This window comes from Desulfurella sp. (assembly GCF_023256235.1).
GTDB lineage: Bacteria > Campylobacterota_A > Desulfurellia > Desulfurellales > Desulfurellaceae > Desulfurella.
The window spans coordinates 722-21,003 of the sequence record NZ_JAGDWY010000004.1; the positions used below are offsets into that span (position 1 = coordinate 722).

A 20,282-nucleotide genomic window follows, 5' to 3' on the forward strand; every position below is an offset into this window, starting at 1 on the left:
CAGGAGGCCATAGTCTTGGTCTTGGTGGTGGTGGGGGCGGTGGCGGAGGTGGTGCAGGAGGATATGGTACGTAATACCAGTAATTCACATAATAACCTACAGGAGGAGGTGGTGGCGGTGGTCTATGGACCCAATAGCCCCACTTAAAGCCTGGTGGCGGATGTGGAGGACCACTTAAAAAGATACGTGGTATGATCATTCCAGTATAAACTGGTTTCCACGGTCCCCAGTAATATGGAGAATACATTAAAATACCGTTATACCACATATAATACATATTATTATAACTATAATAATATACGTACCCTGTCACTGAAGGCGTATAGTAAGCATTTAACCCACTGCCTATATTGAAAGCAAACCGAGGTGTTACCATATTAATAAACATGTCAGCATTTGCATTTGGTAGTTTATTAAAATAGCTAAATGCACCTATAAAGATTGGAATCAAAGCACCTAAAACATATTTTTTTATTCTTAACATATCCACCTCTTTTTAATGTGAACATTATTTACCACATACAAAGCCTATTTACAAACCCAAAAATTATACCTCGATTTATGTTTATAAAATATATAAGTAAAATGCAGGTAAAGAATAATTTAGTCTCTTAATTGTTTTGATGTAAAAACTTGTACAGTAATTAATTAAATATACCCAGTAAATTAATAAGGTATTTTTACAATTTTTATTTCTTGAAAAAATTCCTGTTTTTTGATTTCATCTGTGATAGTGTCAAATTAACAGGTTCTTTACCCAGCTCAGGTTTGAGCAATTTGGATATTAAATTGAAATATCCTCTAGTAGCATCACTTTAAAATGGCGAAAAAACAAATAATGTCATGCAGTTCAAAAAAGAAAAATAGGGTTACGTTATATTTAACAATAAATGGTGTTGTCAATAGTTTTGTGTGAATTCATAAAACCTCTTTAAGCTAGACAAATTAGACTTAAACTTCCCTATGGGTTTTCTAGCTTTAGTAACTTTCTATCTTAACTTAAGTGATATAAATGCAAGCAGGTTATAACAGCTTTGTTCACCTGTAAGTATTTCCATTGACTTTGTTCTTCTTTTGAATTCCTTATTGAGCCTTTCTATTACATTGGTAGTTCTTATTGATATCCAGTCTTGCCCAGGAAAATCAAAAAAGGTTAAAGCTGACTCTATAGTTATTTAAAGCGTTTTTACAGCAGAAGAAAAATCTTTTGAGTATTTGTTTACAAAAGCTTCGTAGAACTCATAGGCTTATATGGTTTTTTATGCGCACAGGAAAGTTAACGCCATCTATATACATGTGTTTTTATTATACAGGATAAGTCTCTTGTTCTTTCCTTCTGTAAAAGCCGTTTCTATAGTTTGGCTTTATGTGATTAACCTTTATCCTTTCATACCTTGCCCTTTTTATGTGATTGTCGAATTCAATCTTTACCAAGTTTGAAACATAATTTTGAACTTGGTCTTTTATCTGCGGTTCAATCAAATCCATGATACTAAAATGGTTCTTTCTAAAATTCTTTATAAACTCCGTAATTTCTGATAATTTTACATCATTTAGCTTTAACTCAATATCCATGGCGTAACCTCCTTAAAAAAGTTTTTAGGTCAAAAAACATTTTACAGGGATTGCGCCTAGCCAATTTACAAAATAGATTTTACACTACCTAATAAAGTTCTGCGTGGTAATGCATCTAACAGATTCTCATACTTATGGGATGATGCGGTGCAGAGTTGGTTTGGGCTTTAGCAATCAGTATATCAAATTCCCATGTGGGACAAACAGCTTTTGTTATTTTTTATCTTAGAAACAAAAACAACAAGCAGGCAAAAAAATTATTAAGCCGGATAATGATGAATAACCTATTTTTGGTTTCTTTTTTAGTTGATACAAATCAGCTTTCAGCATTGGTGATTTGTCAAATTACGACAAAAAAACGATTTTGAAGGAAGCATTCTACTTTATGCAGCTAGCTGTCAAACGCTAGAGGCTACATACAAAGCATGTTTTTCTTATAAACCAAGCTGTATGATGACTCAAGATCATTAGTTTTTCAAAATAAAAACCATTGAATTCTGAGAATTTTTTGTAAAAAAACACTTAAATGAATTTCTCTTAAAACTATAAAACACTTAATTATAGAGTCAGTTTTAAATTTTAGGGAATTTTAAATTTGATTGTCTATTTTAAAAAGGTTTTATGAATTTACACTATAAATATTGATAATGCCTTTATAATAGGCCTAAGTTATAAAAATATTTTTTTGCCTTTTGTTCTTATTTGTGTATTATAAATGCTAAAAAAGAATATGGAGTTTATTGTGTGCCTATACAAACAATCAAATAACTTACCTTTGGCATACAAAAACACAAAAATAGCATACTTAAGTGAGGATCAGTTAAACGCTATAACTCAAGAGTTTATGGACTATTATGATAAGTCGGATAAAAACTATAGAAAAAAGCGTGGCAGATACTGGATTGCCTTTTTGTTTTTAAAACATAGCGGAGCAAGGCTCAATGAAGTATTAAGCATAGATGATAATACCGATATAGATTTTAGAAACTCAGGAAGTGGATACTAAAAAAAGAGGTAGTATAAATGAAAAATAAAAAAATTAAACAATCTATCACAACAAAAGGACACAGATTAATTTTTAGCAAAAAAAACAAACAGATTATCGTTTTATATCTGTTTTTTTTACTAATAACTTTTCAAAACGCACGTGCTCTTGGTAATTGGTATGTTTTTGGTGATAGTTTAAGCGACAATGGAAATATACCCAGATTAACCGGTGTTTTTTTACCACCTGTGCCATACTATCAAAACAGATTTTCAAATGGTCCAGTATGGGCAGAAGATTTTCCACGAATTGCACATTTTAAATTTAAACCTTCAAATTATTATGCTGTAGGTGGAGCTTTTACTGGTCCAATAACTGCAAAAGGCTTAAATGGTAAAGCCAATATATATAATAACTTAGAAAATACTAGCTGGAGTTCATTTAAGCCTTTTTTTGTAACACCACAATTACCAAGTTTTTTAACAGAAATTCAAAGTTTTGCTATAAATCAAAAAAAGTTTAAACCAAATGATTTAATTGGTATATGGATTGGCGCAAATAACTTTTTTGTTGCAGCCAAACAATCTATAGCTTTTGAAAAAACAATTTTTACAAACAATCCTTCGTATGCTATCAATGCTGGCATAGAACCAAATTTACTTTACCGCATGTATTTTTTATATATGCAAACAAAAGATTTTAATACAGCTATTGGTTTACTTATTTGGAGTACCGCGCAAACTGCAGTATCTCAGACTGTTTATGGCGTAAGAGAACTTTTAAAGCTTGGAGCAAAATATATAATCATATTAAATCTTCCGCCTATACAGGATACACCTGCTTTAATTCAATCGGGTTTCAAAGCACAAGCTTTAGCTTCGATTTATGTTGAGCTTTACAATATATATTTGCAACAGATGATCGATAGTATTAAAAATCAAACAAAATCAAAAATATTAATACTAAATACTGGTTTAATGTTTGAAAAACTTATAAGCAATCCAAAAGCTTACGGTATAATTAACACTTATTCAGAAGGAATGAAGGCTTGTTTAAATGGTAAACCTTACTATTCACATTACCTTTTCTGGGATGGTGTACATCCCACCGCTTATACACAAAAAATAATAGCTCAATTTGTATCAAAAATAGTTAAGACCTTTTATCCTTATAAATCTAACTCATAAGTTTAACTAAATTATAAACAAATAAACATATATGCTACAATTGAATACTTCCTTCATATCAAATCAAATTTTTGTTTTAGGATAGTATGATTTTTAAAAACTATAATAAAAATAAATAATTGCAGCCTTGATTTATCCAAATAAAAGCTGCAATTAAGAATTTTTAGAAAAGGTAAGTTTAGAGCCCACAAACGGAATTTGTATTAGAAAAAAGTTCTGTTAAAGGAGTATCATAGTACATAAGCTTAATTATTGTGCTGGACATACTTCTTTTACTATATCGTTTATGAGCTGACCGTTTTGCCATGTTCTAATTCTTACTTTTTTACAACCTGTGTATGGATTGTAACCTATAGGATAAGCCTGAACTGTACCTTCTACTCCATTATTGGCAGTTGTTTGGTATTGAACTGGTTGGTTATAGTAGGCAGCTTGGTTGGCAGATTGCGATTGTATTTGAGATAGAGTATAACCAGATACAGCTCCTAAAGCAGCTCCAATAGCTCCACCTTTCCATCTATTGTTTGGACTTAATAATGCTCCAGCAACAGCTCCTAAAATTGCACCTACGCCAGCACCCTGATAACTAGCCTGAGTTGGCGGTTGAGACATTGGTTGACATCCCGTTAGATTTAAAGTGGTAACAACAAGCGTCAGCAGAAGCATAAAAGACACAATCCTAACTTTAAAATTCATTTTAGCCTCCATAATCATTAAAATAAAATTATTTACCTATGTTATTCTCTGGAAAAGTATGATGTATAGCTATTGGAAGGTGTGGATTTAACCCAGAGGGTGGTTGTGGACTTTTGTGGGTTTTGGCAAATAGATGTGTAAATTTTATAACTTTATCTGCATTTTCTCCAACTACAACCCACACATTGCCATACTTATCTATTACTAAATCACTAGCTATTAAATTGCTGGCAGATTTTCCAAGAGAATAGGTATGTTTTACTTTCCCATTATTAAGTTCTTTTAAAAACCCTCCACCATGTAGCATATTTCCAGAAACCCAAAGATTTGAATTACTATCAATTGCCAGCCCAGCTGGTTGTATATTTAGCCGATAAGTCTCAGGCAAGATTTGGCAATTGTAATTAATATGTTCTATAAGTACAATAGGATTGTCAGGGTTGTTAATAAGCTTTCCTTTAACTACCCAGGCAGTGTCATTTTGTGTAGCTATAGGCGACGAAAAGTCATCTTTTTTAAGAGAACATTTTTTTATGTAGCCGTTTGGGTATAATATTTCAATTCCCCCATATTCACCAATAATCCATAAATTACCTGCTTTATCCATACTCATGGGGTCTGATGCAGATTCCAGTTGGTAGGTTTTTATAACTTTGCCATTTTCGCTCAGCTCTAAAATCTGTCTGCTTATCCATGAACCTACCCATATATTGTTGTGTGGGTCTATAAAAATATGATCTGCATCTGAATGCAACAGGGGCACTTCGTATGTTTCTATTATACGTCCTTCTTGATTGAGTTTAACTATATAACCTGTGCTAGTTAAGGCAAAAATGTTTCCTTTGCTATCGGAAGCTATAGATAATGGGTGGGCATTGATGTTGTAATATATAACCTTTTCATCCTGATTAATTTTTGCTATGAATTTACCTACATAACTAGAGGTCCATACGTTTCCAAATTTATCTGCAGTTATCCCATTTATAGCACTTCCTACATCTACAACTATATTATTTGGTTTTATAACCTGAAAAGTTTGAGTATTTTCATATGGTTTTGTAGTTAAAATTTGCATTTTGCCATTTGAGTTTATTGCAATTTCAGAGATTGCACTTTCCGAATTACAACTTTGGAATAAAGTTCTGGTCAAGATTATTTTATTGTTTTTTGTAATTATTATCCAATGACTGAAAAAAGCTCCACAATTACCCATTGGGTTAGGGTTGCCAGCTTGACCACCAATTGTTACTTTATAAATATTTTGACCTATTTTGCATGTTAGATTTTTTGTTGCAAGTTCAAGCGGACTTGCAAGATTTTTATATCCAGCCCTTTGCAGCTTTTTTATAGTGTTGGGTTTATTGATATATGCATTTTGCGTATAAAAGTACAAAGCTTTAATTTTAAGTTCTTTATTGTTGCATTTATAGAAAAGATAATCATCACCAAAGGCTTTTGAAAAGCCTAAAAAAATAAAAATTGCTATGAATAGTATTTTATAATATTTTTTCATACAATTTTCTCCACTATGTCACCTATTAAAGGAAGCTTGTATTTTTCGTGATTATAAGCCTTATACATACAAACAAGCCATACAATAATACTTAAAACATTTAGTAAGTAGCGAATAATGTCTACTAAAATGTTTAATACAGGAACGCCAATTAAAGGCATAAGTATTATTTGAGCACTAAAAAAAATAAGAAACGTAATTGTAGACTGCAAGGAGTGAAAATGAACAAATTTATTTTCTTTTTCCACTATTAAAAAGAAAATACCACTTATAAAAAACATTATGTATGAGAGGGAAGCTTCCATATTTTCTTCAAGACCAAGAGAGGTTTTATCCATATTAACTCCCAATTTTGTGACCAAACTTTGAGTTTGGTCACAAAGCTTATTAATATTATTGCATTATCCATGTTTGGTAAGTACACTGTGGTCCTTGATCGCCATTGTGGACAAGCAATTTTCCTGGATATTCGTTTGGGGCTTTCCATACATTTACATACTCTCCATTTATGCAATAACTTGGAGCGTGGAGCTGACATTGACCTACAAGCTGTGCATCACTAAAACCTTCCACCGTTACGTTACTAATGTGTTGAAGTGGTACTTCTTGCCCTTGCCATGTGCATGTTGGACCAGGAGTTGGAGCTGATGTTTGCATTATCCAGGTTTGATATGTAGGTTGTGGTCCTTGATCGCCGTTGTGGACAAGCAATTGTCCAGGATACTCATTTGGAGCTTCCCACACATTTATCATTTCACCGTTTATTGTATAACTTGGTGCATTAAGTTTACACTGTCCCACAAGTCGTGCATCTCTAAAACCTTCTACTGTAACATTACTAATATGTTGAAGTGGTACCCATCTTCCATGCCAAAAACAGCTTTGAGCCATAGCAAAGTTATAGCTAAAAATTATAATTAAAAATACAAATAAAAATATAAATTTGTGTTTCATAGATCACCTCTTAATAATTCTATTGCTTTATTTTTTTGGTGTTGCATAGATGATTACCTATGCCCCCTCCACCGCCTACGCCACCATGTATTCCCCACGCACCTGGTATACCGCCATTTGAATCGGCAGGGCCTGTCCAAGGAGCACCTGGATCATCTGCACTTCTAATAGTAGTATGGTTAGTATTAATACCTTGAGTTTGAAAGTTTGAAGCCTGAGTATAATTGAATGTAAAAAATGTAAATAAAGCAATTGTTCCAAACAAAACGAAGCTTGTAAGAATAAGTCTCTTCATTTTTCCTCCTGCATTGAAAAGAAAAAATTAAGCTACTAAAACATATCCAATTTAAAAATCACACCTTACTTTAGACTGCTTGTTAAACAACAAACAGTCTAAAGCCATTTAACCTCCTAATCTTTTACTGAGGCTGTGGACCTGGATGTGGTTTTGGGCCTGGGTGTGGGTTAGGATTTGGTACTGGTTTTGGGTTAGGCTTGGGTTTAGGGCCTGGTATAGGGTGGGGGCATGTTATTTGCGGACATGGCCCTCTTGTTACAATTACCTTGCCGCAAATGACACATTTGTGTGGTGGTGGAGGTGGAGGAGCTGGCTTTTTTTCTACAGCAAAAGACTGCCCATAAATAAAACCAATGACCGCTAAAGAAAACAAAACTTTTTTTAACATAAAAACCTCCCAATCTTTTATTTTTAGTTAATGTAACCTGTATCATATTTAAGTAAAATTAATGTAAAATTCAATAAGTTTAAAAATTAATTCAAGAAATAAATATAAAATTATCTGATATAGCGCAAGACAAAATACTTATTACCCAGTATATGCCCCTAACTCACGAGGACTCATTTGAAATGAACTGGATTTTAGAAGGTGTTTATGTTTGCCTTAAGACTCAACAGCAAAAAACAATAACTATAACAAAGATTTCTGCAGATTATTTGTGGTTTTCTGCAAAAGACAATGAACCTTTGAATAATGACGATGTGTTTTTAATAGTAATTGAGTTTGAAGACGGCACTAAAATACCTGCAAAAGGAAAAATAATAAATAAAATTGTTTACATAAAGCTTTTTAAATATTACAATTAATTAGTTTTCTTTTGCAAAGTTTTGGGGATAAAATGAAAGGTCTTTTGAAAATCGCACTTAAGCTACTAACAAACGATAGGGGTAAATTTTTTACCCTAATTCTTGGCATTACATTTGCTGTTTTTTTAATGAATCAGATGACTTCTATGTTTGCTGGCATTATCAGAAAATCTACATCAAATGTAATTAATATCAATGCAAAGATGTGGGTGATGGATCCTTCGGTAGAAAACGATATGAACTCAATTCCTATACCAAACTATGTACTTGATTATGTAAGAAGTATAAAAGGCGTTGCTATGGCTGTACCAATTTACTTTGGATCTGGTTTAGCAAAACTTGCCAACGGTAAATATCAATCTGTAAGCATTATAGGTCTGGATGATACAACACTTTTTGGTAGACCTCCTATAATAAAAGGAAACTTAAACAAGATTTATAACTCTGATGCTTTTATTGGCGTAAAAGATTCCGATTATAAAAAAATAGGCTCACCTGGAATTGGATCGATTTTAAGTATAAATGACCACAGAGCAATAATAGTGGCGCTTGCAAATACAACCAGCGGTGGTCTTTTTGGTATACCCACACTTTATACTACATATACACGAGCTACTCGGGATTTACCACAAACCAGATACTCTATATCTTATATCTTGATAAATCCAAAAAGTTCAAAGGATATTCCCTACATTCAAGAGCAAGTTAAAAAAATAGGTTATAAAGCTTTAACCCAAAAACAGTTTCAAAAAACAATAGAAAATTTTTACGAATATAAAACAGGTATGGGTATAAGCATAATGATGATGACGCTTATTAGTTTTATTGTAGGCTTATCAATTGCAGGACAAACGTTTTATGCTTTTGTTCTTGAAAACTTAGAAAAGTTTGGTGCTCTAAAAGCAATAGGGGCAAAAAAGTATGAACTAGTATCAATAATACTGTTTCAAGTTTCTGTGACAAGCTTTATAGGTTACGGTTTTGGTATTATGATTTCATCTTTAGTTATCGCTATATCTAAAGCGAATATACAAAATTACGCAGCAGTTGTCACATATAAAAACATGCTTATTGCATTTTTAATGGTATTGGCAATTGCAGGATTCTCAAGTTATATTGGCATCAGAAAAGTTTTAAAGATAGAACCTTTTGATGTTTTTAGAGGTTAATAAAGAGGGAGGGGGCATTCCCTCTTTATATATTATAAGCCATTATCTTGTAGGTACTTTGAGATTGTATTTTTGGTTGACTGAGGCAGTGGAATGTAGCCTAAACTTTCAGCTGCTTTGTCACCATGAGCAAAACCCCACTTAAAAAACTCAGCCGCTTCTTTGTGTGGTAATGTAGGTTTTTTAGGAATAAGCACAAATGTGCCAGATACTATAGGCCATGTGTTTACACCAGGCTGATATGCTAGAGATTGACAAAAACCGTTTTGAGGAGCCCACTGTGCTTTTTCTGCAGCTTCTTTGAAGGCTGCTATACTTGGTATAACCCATTTACCTGCTTTGTTTTGTAATTCTACGCTTGTTAGATGATTTTGTAGCCAGAATGCATACTCAACATATCCAATCGAGCCTTTTATCTGCTTTACATAGTTTGATACACCCATATTGCCTTTTCCGCCTACACCGGTTGGCCAGTTTACAGATAGGCCGTAATGGACTTTTTCATTCCAGGCTTTGCTAATCTGACTTAGCCAGTAAGTAACATTCCAGTTTGTACCAGAACCATCCGCTCTATGGACTACTGTGATAGGAATATGCGGTAATTTTAAATTAGGATTATCCTTTTTGATTTGCGGGTCATCCCAGAACTTAATTTCACCCAAAAATATCTTTGGTATAACTGCATTTGATAATTTCAACTGATTGTCTTTTATGCCTGGTATATTAACTACAATCAATATACCGCCAACCAATGATGGAAATTGAAGCAAATTTTTTTTCACAAGCTCTTGCCTGGACAAACACATGTCTGTGCCACCAAAAGCTACTACCCCCTGACTAACCTGTTGTATACCTGCACCTGAGCCTACACCTTGATAATTCACTTTGTTGCCAGTTGCCCTCTCATACTCATAAGCCCATTTTGTATAAACTGGATATGCAAATGTAGAACCTGCGCCGTTAATTGAAAATCCCGCATAAGACTGCGTTGCGCTAAAAGCAAGACTGCTAAGCGCAAAAACCCCAAACAACAGTAGCTTTGCTACTTTCTTAAACATTGCAAAAACCTCCTAAAAAATAATTAATGTGAAACAGGTACCCTTACTAGATTATCTAGCTTTTTGTCCTCGTTAGAGATATCCTCAAGTGTTTTACCGCTTGGTTCTTTTAGACAAATGGCTGTTACAAACAGACCTGCCAGAGAGAATAGAAATGTGATCTTCAAAGTATTTGATAAGCCAAGCGCATGGTACAAAATAGGAAACAAAAACGCACCTAAAAAAGCTCCTACTTTAGCAGCTCCAGCAGAAAAACCATGCCCTGTAGTGCGTAAATTTACAGGAAAAACTTCGGCAGATAAGATAAAGGTTGTTGTATTTGGCCCAAATTCTGCGAAAAAGTAAGACAATCCATACAACACAATAAAAACAGAAAACATGTGCACTACATCAGGCAATATTCCTATAAGTAAAAACATTAGTCCCATCATAAAAAAACCGATCATTTGAAGTTTTTTATGTCCTATTTTGTCTACACTTGCTGCTGCAAGAAAATACCCTGGAACAGCAGCTACTGCAAATAACAAAAGACTGAGTGCAGTACTTGTTATAATATCAGCATGCGGTGCTATATCTTTCATAATAAGCGGGGTTGAAATAGTATTGCCATAATAAGCATAATCAAACAAAAACCAGCTTCCTGCCGTTCCAATTAGAGTTACAATATATTTCCATAAAGATTGTTTTACTATAGGATCGTTAGTTTTTTCTAAAGTTATTGTTCCTAAAGAAAATGAGGTGAGCTCTTTAGCAGCTTTTTCTTTTAAACCCTTAACGCGCGATAACCACCTTGGTGATTCTGGTAATTTTCTTCTTAAATATATTACGCTTGCAGCAGGCAATGCTCCAAGACCAAGCATGAGTCTCCAGGCAAGGTCGTGGTTAACACCAGCAGCAAGGAGCGTTAGTGCTACCATAGGACCAGCGATGAGCCCCAGCGCCTGTGCACTAAACACAAGCGATACCATTCGACCCCTTGATTTTGCGTTTGCATATTCACTCATTATGACAGCAGATAAAGGGTAATCTCCACCTATACCAAGACCCAATATAACCCTTGCAACTAAAAGCCATGCTACATTTGGAGAAAATGCTGATAAAATAGCTCCAATAACCATTAAAGTAGCTTCAAGACCATAAATCGATTTTCTGCCTAAAATATCTGCAAGTTTACCAAAAACAAATGCCCCAACAAAAGTAGCAATAAGAGAAATTGAACCAATCAAGCCTATTTGCGTGCCAGACAAATTCCACTCTGACTTAATTAAAGTCAAAGCTGTTCCAATAATAAACAAATCGTAAGCAGAAGTAAAAAACCCCATGGCAGAAGCAAACATTGCTTTAATGTGGAAAATACTAAATTCGGATCTGTTTAAAGCATCTGCTACAGTGTTTTGAGTTACATCGCTTTCCATACATTCACCCCCTAAAATTTTATTCTGGTACATATTACAAGATGATGTGTTAAAAATTCATCAAGGTATTGTAAAATAAAGGTTATAAATATTAAAAAATCTATTAAATTATGTAATTAATTTGAAAATTAACAATGTTAAAATGTTAAAAAACAAAAATTTTTATATAACTTTAGCTAAATAACATCTTTTTTCAAAATTGAAGATGGTAACACAATATATATCTCTTATAATTAAACAGCATTATTAGACTGTAGAAGATAAAGATGGGCAACTTAGTGAAATTTGCATAGCCTTGAGAATTTTGTGAATTTACACAACACTCTTGACAATGCATTAGATTTATTTAAACTTATAGTGTTATAGCCATGATTAACGGATTTTATCAGTATTATTTGTATTTAAAAATTAATAATAAACTGTGACTACTACCAGAGCTATTTGGTTTATAAACCAATGGACAAACAAGAGCTTAAAGAACTAGAGGAGCTAAATGGACAAAGAATCAGACTATAAACTCATTCAAAAAATGCTGGATGGCATACAAATACCTGCATTGCTTGTAGATAAAAACCACAAAATACTTTTGCAAAATAAATCAGCTTTTGAGTTATTCAATTCAAAAGTAGGCGGATTGTGCTGGCTTGAGCTCTGGAAAGGCGAAACATTAAGCCAAGAGCAAAAGCAGTTATTTGAGCAAGGCAAAATCCTGCCTTCTATGAAGTGCTATTTTTGTGTTTCAGACATAGCGTTAAATAAAAAAGAGCATTTAACAGAAGAATTATACCTGTTAGGCAGATACTGGCAATCTCACTGGGTAGCTATAGACGAAAATATTTACCTACATTACTTTATTGACATTACACAACTTAAAGAAAATGAAAAGAAAATAAAACAGCAGGAGCGGTTTCTAAAAGAAATTACAGATTTGGTGCCAGACATGATATGGCTCAAAGACACCAATAAAAAATACCTATTTGCAAACAAGGCAATTTGCGATCATCTTCTTTTTGCAAAAGACACAAATGAGCCAATTGGAAAAACTGATTTGTACTTTGCCCAAAGAATAAGAGCTCAGAAATCAGATGATCCAAACTATTACACATTTGGAGAGCTCTGCATGGATTCAGATAATATAGTTTTGTCTACAAAAAAACCTGGCAGATTTGATGAATCCGGTAATGTCGCAGGAAAATATCTTCACTTAGATGTTATAAAAGTACCATACAAAAATGAATCCGGAGAAATTATTGGTGTGCTTGGGGTAGCTAGAGATGTAACTGAGCAGAAAATCATTGAAAAACAGCTTGTAGACACTCAAAAACAATTAGAACAATCATTGAAATACCACAAGGCTCTTTTTGAAAACAATGCAGCAGGTATACTTATTGTAGATAAAAATAGAATTATAGTTGACGCAAACCCAAGCATTTCTAAAACGCTTTTGTATGAAAGGGTTGAACTGATTGGTAGAAGTGCAAGCATAATACACAAAGACCAAGAATCATTTGAATTATTTGAAAGACATTTTAGAAAGCTTTTTGAAAAGCCAAATGAAAATATAACCATAGAATATAGTTTCAAACGTAAAGACAGCTCAATTGTGTGGGCAGAAGTTACTGGATCTTTAATTGAGCTTCCAAGCGGCCCAGGTATTATATGGAGTGCAATTGATACAACAGAATTATACAAAACAAGACAGCAGCTAAAATTTCAAGCTTTCCACGATACGCTTACCGGTCTTGCAAACAGGCGCTATTTGGAGCTTGAGCTTCCAAAAGCCATCGAGCGTGCAAACAGAAACAACAATATATTAGCTGCCTGCATGATAGACTTAGACGACTTTAAACCCATAAACGATACTTTCTCTCATGAAACAGGAGATATTGTTTTAAAAAACATAGCAAAAAGACTTACTCAAACTCTTAGAAAAAGCGACTTCGTTGTGCGCTTGGGTGGAGATGAGTTTGTAATTTTGCTTGAATCAATAAAAAACACAAGTCATCTGAAAAAAATATTTGCCAAAATAAAAAAAGCAGTATGTGATCCAATAGAAATAAAGCCAAATACTTTTGTTAAAGTAGGTTTAAGCATGGGAGTATATTTATATTCCAAAGATAATCCCACTTTACCAGATAACATAATGCGCTATATAGATATAGCTATGTATGAAAGCAAAAAGCAAAAAAATACCAGAGAGGATTTTTGGGTTATTTACAATAATAATTCCTGATTAAACTTATTTTTATAATTTTCTAAAAAATTTGGCAGCTTTTTAAAAAATAACCTTTACAGGCATATAATTGATCATTAAATTTTTAGGAATAACGCTAATTCGTTTTAATTCAACTACTACTGATAAATCTTCTTTTGTAAACGGCGATACTAAAATTGGTGGGGTTTTTTGGGTTTGTAGTTTTAAACCAATAACTTCAGCTTGTATTGATTTTCCGTTTGGAAATATTACTTTGGTTTTTTTACCAAGAAAAACATGTTTTATTTTATTTGGCCCTAAAAAAGCTTCTATAATAAGATTGTTATTATTTTGCAATACCATTAAATCTTCGTTTTTACTAACCAACTCTCCTTCTTTGACAAGATTTAAAGCAATTGTTGCATTTTCTGGTGACCTTATAGTTAAAGTCTTCAATATGGATTCCAATTCGTTTAATCTCATATTATCGGCAATAGGTATACTAACATTTTTACTACTCTCTAAGCTTGACTCTGCTTGAAGATAAGAAATTTCAGCGGAATTAAGCTGAGAAAGTGCATTGGTTACTTCATCTGTTGTCGCTGCGCCTTGCTGTTTTAAATCTACTATTTTTTGATAAGTTTTTAATCGGTTTTCATACAATTTTTTAGCAATTTCTACTAATTTAGTGTTATTTTTAGAAGTGTCTGTTGATTTAATTTGTTTCAAATTCTTTAATAATTCTTTATATTGGTTTTCTATTAAGGTGTTTTCTATCTTTGCTATAATTTCATTTTTATAAATTTTATCACCTTGTTTTTTTATATATACTACTTTTCCATCATATGGAGATTTGATTGTTATTTGGTTAATAATTAAGTATCCGGGTGCATTAATAAACAATAGATTGTAAGTAATTTTATAAATCAAATATACACCAAAAACTAAAAATGGCAGTAAAAATAATATAAGCACAGCCCTAAAACGCCATTTTGAAATTGGTCTTTTTGGAGGTTCATAATTAACTTTTAAACCGCTAACTTCATTTGGAGATGAAGGGGGTCTGCTAAATTTAATTTTCATTTTTTAAACTCCAAAAATCTTCAAGTGATTGTATAGTGATACCTAAAAAATTATCTATTGTAGAAAAATGCTTATACAAATCTTCCCATTTTAATAGTGAGTTATTTGCACCAAACCGCGCAAAGGTATTGTATTGTGGCAAAACAGATGTTGGCTCGCAAGATAATGCAATGCTAAAATACAAGTTAGGGTTTTGCTTTATAATTTTATCTGAAATTTCTATAATTCTTTTAGTATTTGTAGTGTATACCATAAGAATAACTTCGTTTAAACCAGCTTTTTTAAGTTCATTTAATAAAATCTTGTTTTCAGCTTCCTTATAATTCATAGATAATCCTATAGGCAAAGAAGTATTTTTTTTAACTTCCGATATTGTTTTAACTATACCATTTTCCCAAAGATGCCTATCTTTAAGAGGAAGCTGACTTTTTTCTATATCAAGCTGTATACCATCAAAAGGAAATCTTTGAAGATTTTTAATTATATTTATTAGATTAGTTCTATATTTGCTTAATGCCCAATAAGGATCACCTAATAGCAATTCTACTTTTATATCTCTTTGTTTTGCTTGTTTTATAAATTTTGTTAATACATCTGCATCTTTTTGATTAAACCTTACAAGCTGTATTTCTTGGCTATTTAAAGACAAAAAAATTCTTTTTGTTGACTTAGGAATTTTATCCCAGAAATTTTCGCCTAATTTTTTATACCAATATAAACCATTCCATAAATACCAACTCAAATATGAACCATTTCGATAATTTATTTTAGGTGTATTAAAAATACCTTTTATATTCGAAATTTCATTTTCATTTTTGTCATTAATAGCGTCTTTTTTGTACATAATATCATCATAGCCAATTAACCCAAGTAAGTCTGCTTGCGCTTTAAAATACTCAAGTAAAGCTTCAAGATAATCATTTGCAGTTTGATATAAATAGTATTTAGACTTGACTACATTATAAAAGTAATCCCCAGGATTGATTGGCTTTCTTAGTTTTGCAGTATTATAACTTACAAGAGCAGCATTGAGTCTTTCTTTGGCGAACTCTAAATTTTCTTTTCTTGAGTAAAACTGCAAATAATAACTGCTACATGCGTTTTTAAAAGCTTTCTTTTGGTTTTCTAACTCTAATTCGGCTTTTTGCATTTCCAAAAATGCCTTGGAATATGTAGCATCATACCATTTTTTTTCGAGCAGAGGCATACCTATGTTTAAAGTAGCAGACACATTCCACCCAATTCCTCCCTGAAAACTATTTTGAACGCCCGTCGAAACACTTAAGCTACCAGAAGAAAATATTGAGCCGGTTTCACTCAATGCTTTTTTATAACCTTCTAATTTTTCTGTGTATAGCTTAATTTGAGGATTTTTATACATAGATTCAATTAGAACTTGTTTTGTTATAAAATCTGTATTCAAATAAGGATAGGCCAACTCTATATTGTTTAATGTTTTTCCGGTTAGCAATTGTAGCGTATTTAATGCATCTTGAGATTGTTTCCAATAAACAAACTCATTGCGTTTTACTGCGCCAAATTCTGTATTTAATTCTAGCCTATCTGACTCCAGTATTAGCCCAGCTTTTTGTCTTTTTAATAAAATATCTTTTACTAAGCTTTCGTCATTTAAAAAACCTTTAGCTAAAGCTATTTGGATTGATCTTATGTAATACTCTGAATAAGCATAAATTAAGGATTTAATTGCTTGCCATTTCTGTAACTCTATGTTTGCAGAGTTTTGGTTTAATATAGATTTACTTATAACTAAATCACGCTTTAGGCTTTGACGGCTGCCAAACAACGGTATACTCAAACCAATATTTGCAGAAACATTATTGTATCTTTGTTGTTGCGGAGTTAGTGTTTCGCTATAATTATTTGTTAAGCCGTTTTGGTTTGTAGTAGAAACATTGTAAGTAGAAGTTTGGACAGGGTTTGAATAGTTTGTATAGGTTACACTGCTAAATAGCGTTGGAGAAAGAGCAGATTCATTTATATCAACCTGTGATTTTGCAATATTATATTCTTTTTGCGCTATTTCAATATTAGGATCTTTTTGTATTAATTGTTGCAATTGTTCCAAAGTGATTGTTTGTGCTTTGCAAGCATACGGAATTAAAAATAAAACTAAACAAATAAAAATTGACACTTTCATTTTATAGTTTAGACTCATATCAAAATTTACCCTTTTTTAAAACCCACCAAGGCGCCATACTCGAATCCAAATGCGATTTGTTTATTACAGAGTGCGTGATTGCCAATGCAGCATTGATTCTGGAAAAAAATGCAAAAAAAGGAAATAAAGGTATATACAAAAAGTAAATAATGTCTTCGTTTAATCTATCAGATACCAAAAGACAGTATAATAAAAAATATGTAAACAAAACAAACACATAAAATAAGTAAACCATAAAGTATAAAGCTAAAACATATGCGTCTGGTAGGGTGTAAAACAAATAGATGGTATAAAAAGTTATAACAAATGGTAAAATAATTTGCATAAAATAGATTATAATTATTGTTGATATATAATTAGCCCAATTTAACAATCTTGGTCTTATATTATCCAAATATTTACGACCTATAAGATAAAATAAATCTCCTTCCCAACGAAGCCTTTGTTTAAAGTAACCCAAAAATGTTTCTGGCACATCTGTGTGCCCTATTACATAAGGGTCAAAAACAATTTTCCAGTTTTTATTTCTTCCAAAGTATTGCTTGATTCTTGTTGTAATATCAAGATCTTCTGCTGTACCAGTATCCCACCCACCTATTAAGTCCAAAATTTTCTTTCTAAAAACCCCAAAAGCCCCAGATATATTATTTACAATACCAAAAGCAGACAAACCTGTTTTGCCAGCTGATATACCCAAAATATACTCTAAGGCTTGAAGTCTTGTAGCTAATGATTTGCTAGCATTTCTTACGCGTAAATTACCAGAAACCGCAACTACATTGTCATTGTTAAAGTGTTTAACAGCATTTACTACCATGTTATTATCAAAAGAAGTATCTCCATCTAAAGCCATAAAGATCTCTCCACAAGCTATTTTTAGTGCTGCATTTAAAGAAGAAACCCTACCACCTCGCTGCCATTTAGGTATTATAAGTAATTTTCTATTAGTAGTGTTTTCGACAAATTCTTTACAACTTTGTACGGCTAGCAAAGTATCTTTATTTTGTAGCGCGCCATCGACAACAGCTATGATTTCAATTAAACCAGGATATGTTTGAAAGGTTAAAGATTTGATTGTATTTATAACGCTTTTTCCTTCAGAATAACAAGTAATACAACAACTAACATGTGGTAATTGAGTTAATAAATCGCTTTGTGCTAGTTGTTGTTTGGCAAATCTAAATATGCCTATCATTGTTATTAGTTGCAAAGGGCCCTCAAAAAATACTATAAAAGGCGTAAACATAAGTATAAATACCAAAAGTGAATTATGGGATGCTATTATGTTAGAAAAAGCTAAATAAATTGAATCAATCATCTGTTTTATCCAATTTATTCATTAAAAATTCAGCGTTAATTTCTGAGTCTATTTCGGAAGAGTATTGTATATTAATGTAAACTTTAATTTTTACACCACTTTCTGGTTGTATGCTATTTACCAGTTTATTAATTCTATTACAAATACCCTTTTTTTTCGTAGCAGGTAAAAAAATCCATAATTTGTATTCGTCATCTCTGCACACAATATCTGTATTGCGCAGCATCTCGCTTATGCGTTGTGCTAATGCTCTATAAATTTCTATAGATTGACTAATTCCATAGAATTGAATTATTTCTTCGATATTCTGAAACTTAATTAGTGCTAACGCAAATGAAAAATTACTATCTCTTTTGTAAAGTTTTATAAACCAATCCAATAAGAGTTGAAAATATTCTAAAGAAACATATTTCAAGCTTTCACTTAAAACTGAAAATATAATTTTCTTTTGCTCAAGCAAAAGCCATTCTCTACCATACAAAGTCATTTCAATGCTGTAAAATTCTTGTATATTTAACTTATCTGGACTGCCTTCTTCTCCACACGCAATACAGCGGTATATTGTTTCAGGTTCTTCAAACACATAACCACAACTGTTGCAAATATATTGTGCAGTAGGCAAATCATAATCTACCCCAATATGTTTTAGATGGGCATTACATTTTGGGCATATTAAATCATAACCTTTGCTAAATTCTTCCTGCTTGCCAACATATCCACATGCAAAACAATGAAGAAAGCGCGAGCGTTTTATGTCTATATTTTTACAATTTGGGCAAACATCAATAAAATATATGTGAGCGCTGGAGCATTTATTGCAAAGTCTAACCCTATCAATAAGTTTTTTATAAGCAATAAGATTTTTTCTAATCAATTCTTGGTACCAATCTAAATCGTTTTGATTATCGCTTAAAATCTCAATAATAGGGTAAGTATAAAGTTTTGGCGCATTTGGGTTAAACTGAGGAACAATTTCTAAACCTTCACGTAAATACAAATAAACTAGTAATTTTTCACTGGGAGCAAGGCCTCCTAAGCTAAACTTAAGTTTGGCAATTTTTTCCTCAGATAAATTACACTTATCTATGGCTTGATCTATATCTAAACTACCATCTAAAAGCTTATTATTTAAATTGTCTTCACTAAAACAATATTTATACCACCAATTTGAACGTCTAATATTATTTACAATACTTAAATAGTTATCATTAAAATCTTTTGCAATCCAAAACCCTATGGGTTCAAGTTCCGATTTGATGAAATTTTCCCACGAGTTAAATACTTCATATTCAGTTTTGCTATCATTTTTTTTGGTTAATTTATTACTAAAAACTATTATTTTTTTGGTTTTTTGCACAGCTAAACGCTTCCTTATTCTTTAAAGTTTTTTTAATAATGCAGATTGCGTGGTTGTAACTAATTTGTTAAACATTGTCAAGCCATTTTTTATTTTTTAATCATTTTTTAAAATTAAATATTTAACTACCCATCAAGGCATACTAAGCTTTTGCAAACTATTACTGTTAGTAAATATTACATAAGGACATTGGGATTGCAACATTTTTTTGCATAAAAATAATACTATTTTTTGCAATTTCTCTTTTTTAATTTTTTTGCCTTTACTTAAATTCTTTAAGATACTGTTTATTACTTTTGTGAATGTAGTTAACAGTATAGTAGAAAGCGCAAACGTAGTCAAAGATAACATTTGAGTTTTTGCTTCCAATTTCCAATAACTCTTTAGGATGACACATTTTTTGTCATTCGCAATAAGCGAAAGCGACGAAAAATCTCCCTCTTTTTGCTCTTTTGTCATTGTGAGCACACGAAGGTGTGCGAAGAATCCCACCA

General features: G+C 32.2%; 20 protein-coding genes and 1 pseudogene. 5 read left to right on the plus strand and 16 right to left on the minus strand.

The window, feature by feature from the left end; translation table 11 throughout:
* From Q0C22_RS00460 to Q0C22_RS00465, 3 genes and pseudogenes are all read right to left on the minus strand, one after another.
* Nucleotides 1–484: pseudogene (locus Q0C22_RS00460) on the minus strand (hypothetical protein); the annotation flags it as partial.
* A 505-nt stretch (nt 485–989) separates the two neighbouring features.
* On the minus strand, nt 990–1,175 hold the full coding sequence (locus tag Q0C22_RS10395) for a transposase (protein WP_367172076.1): 186 nt from the start codon (nt 1,173–1,175) through the stop codon (nt 990–992).
* Between the two features lie 130 nt (nt 1,176–1,305).
* Complete coding sequence (locus Q0C22_RS00465; protein WP_291490134.1) at nt 1,306–1,575, minus strand: hypothetical protein; 270 nt, start codon at nt 1,573–1,575, stop codon at nt 1,306–1,308.
* 742 nt (nt 1,576–2,317) lie between these two features.
* On the opposite strand from Q0C22_RS00465, the gene Q0C22_RS00470 reads away from it, so the two are divergent.
* Together Q0C22_RS00470 and Q0C22_RS00475 are read left to right on the plus strand one after the other, a co-directional pair.
* Complete coding sequence (locus Q0C22_RS00470; RefSeq protein ID WP_291490135.1) at nt 2,318–2,581, plus strand: hypothetical protein; 264 nt, start codon at nt 2,318–2,320, stop codon at nt 2,579–2,581.
* Between the two features lie 17 nt (nt 2,582–2,598).
* Nucleotides 2,599–3,747, plus strand: coding sequence for an SGNH/GDSL hydrolase family protein (locus tag Q0C22_RS00475; RefSeq protein ID WP_291490136.1), 1,149 nt, complete (start codon nt 2,599–2,601; stop codon nt 3,745–3,747).
* A gap of 249 nt (nt 3,748–3,996) precedes the next feature.
* Here Q0C22_RS00475 and Q0C22_RS00480 read toward each other — a convergent pair whose 3' ends face one another.
* From Q0C22_RS00480 to Q0C22_RS00505, 6 genes are all read right to left on the minus strand, one after another.
* Nucleotides 3,997–4,443 carry a YMGG-like glycine zipper-containing protein gene (locus Q0C22_RS00480; protein WP_025391165.1) on the minus strand — a complete coding sequence of 149 codons (447 nt, stop codon included), beginning with the start codon at nt 4,441–4,443 and terminating at the stop codon, nt 3,997–3,999.
* Between the two features lie 28 nt (nt 4,444–4,471).
* Complete coding sequence (locus Q0C22_RS00485; RefSeq protein WP_291490137.1) at nt 4,472–5,956, minus strand: hypothetical protein; 1,485 nt, start codon at nt 5,954–5,956, stop codon at nt 4,472–4,474.
* On the minus strand, nt 5,953–6,294 hold the full coding sequence (locus tag Q0C22_RS00490) for a DUF4870 domain-containing protein (RefSeq protein WP_025391167.1): 342 nt from the start codon (nt 6,292–6,294) through the stop codon (nt 5,953–5,955). Before Q0C22_RS00490 ends, Q0C22_RS00485 begins: the two co-directional genes overlap by 4 nt.
* A 55-nt stretch (nt 6,295–6,349) precedes the next feature.
* Entirely contained in the window at nt 6,350–6,910 is a 561-nt protein-coding gene (locus Q0C22_RS00495; RefSeq protein ID WP_291490138.1) for a hypothetical protein, read from the minus strand.
* Nucleotides 6,911–6,929: 19 nt separating this feature from the next.
* Nucleotides 6,930–7,205 (minus strand): hypothetical protein, encoded by a 276-nt coding sequence (locus Q0C22_RS00500; RefSeq protein WP_291490139.1) that lies wholly within the window; start codon nt 7,203–7,205, stop codon nt 6,930–6,932.
* A gap of 124 nt (nt 7,206–7,329) precedes the next feature.
* Nucleotides 7,330–7,596: a hypothetical protein gene (locus Q0C22_RS00505; protein ID WP_291490140.1), complete on the minus strand. Its 267-nt coding sequence runs from the start codon at nt 7,594–7,596 to the stop codon at nt 7,330–7,332.
* Between the two features lie 182 nt (nt 7,597–7,778).
* Between Q0C22_RS00505 and Q0C22_RS00510 the strand changes: the two genes are divergently transcribed.
* Both Q0C22_RS00510 and Q0C22_RS00515 read left to right on the plus strand, forming a co-directional pair.
* Nucleotides 7,779–8,015 (plus strand): hypothetical protein, encoded by a 237-nt coding sequence (locus tag Q0C22_RS00510; protein WP_291490141.1) that lies wholly within the window; start codon nt 7,779–7,781, stop codon nt 8,013–8,015.
* A gap of 32 nt (nt 8,016–8,047) precedes the next feature.
* Nucleotides 8,048–9,184 carry an ABC transporter permease gene (locus Q0C22_RS00515; protein ID WP_291490142.1) on the plus strand — a complete coding sequence of 379 codons (1,137 nt, stop codon included), beginning with the start codon at nt 8,048–8,050 and terminating at the stop codon, nt 9,182–9,184.
* A gap of 32 nt (nt 9,185–9,216) precedes the next feature.
* On the opposite strand, the gene pstS is transcribed toward Q0C22_RS00515, so the two are convergent.
* Both pstS and Q0C22_RS00525 read right to left on the minus strand, forming a co-directional pair.
* On the minus strand, nt 9,217–10,242 hold the full coding sequence (gene pstS, locus Q0C22_RS00520; RefSeq protein ID WP_291490143.1) for a phosphate ABC transporter substrate-binding protein PstS: 1,026 nt from the start codon (nt 10,240–10,242) through the stop codon (nt 9,217–9,219).
* A 23-nt stretch (nt 10,243–10,265) separates the two neighbouring features.
* The gene (locus Q0C22_RS00525; RefSeq protein ID WP_291490144.1) at nt 10,266–11,657 is read right to left on the minus strand and encodes an MFS transporter; all 1,392 of its coding nucleotides are present in this window, start codon (nt 11,655–11,657) and stop codon (nt 10,266–10,268) included.
* A 493-nt stretch (nt 11,658–12,150) separates the two neighbouring features.
* Here Q0C22_RS00525 and Q0C22_RS00530 point away from each other — a divergent pair, with 493 nt between their 5' ends.
* Nucleotides 12,151–13,890: a bifunctional diguanylate cyclase/phosphodiesterase gene (locus Q0C22_RS00530; RefSeq protein WP_291490145.1), complete on the plus strand. Its 1,740-nt coding sequence runs from the start codon at nt 12,151–12,153 to the stop codon at nt 13,888–13,890.
* A 42-nt stretch (nt 13,891–13,932) separates the two neighbouring features.
* Here the strand turns inward: Q0C22_RS00530 and Q0C22_RS00535 are convergent, their stop codons facing one another.
* From Q0C22_RS00535 to Q0C22_RS00555, 5 genes are all read right to left on the minus strand, one after another.
* Nucleotides 13,933–14,934: an HlyD family efflux transporter periplasmic adaptor subunit gene (locus tag Q0C22_RS00535; protein WP_291490146.1), complete on the minus strand. Its 1,002-nt coding sequence runs from the start codon at nt 14,932–14,934 to the stop codon at nt 13,933–13,935.
* Nucleotides 14,924–17,092 carry a TolC family protein gene (locus tag Q0C22_RS00540; RefSeq protein ID WP_291490147.1) on the minus strand — a complete coding sequence of 723 codons (2,169 nt, stop codon included), beginning with the start codon at nt 17,090–17,092 and terminating at the stop codon, nt 14,924–14,926. Before Q0C22_RS00540 ends, Q0C22_RS00535 begins: the two co-directional genes overlap by 11 nt.
* A gap of 19 nt (nt 17,093–17,111) precedes the next feature.
* Nucleotides 17,112–18,431 (minus strand): glycosyltransferase, encoded by a 1,320-nt coding sequence (locus Q0C22_RS00545; RefSeq protein ID WP_291490148.1) that lies wholly within the window; start codon nt 18,429–18,431, stop codon nt 17,112–17,114.
* Entirely contained in the window at nt 18,424–19,788 is a 1,365-nt protein-coding gene (locus Q0C22_RS00550) for a diguanylate cyclase (RefSeq protein ID WP_291490149.1), read from the minus strand. Before Q0C22_RS00550 ends, Q0C22_RS00545 begins: the two co-directional genes overlap by 8 nt.
* A 132-nt stretch (nt 19,789–19,920) precedes the next feature.
* On the minus strand, nt 19,921–20,282 hold a 362-nt coding region (locus Q0C22_RS00555), incomplete at its 5' end, for a hypothetical protein (protein ID WP_291490150.1).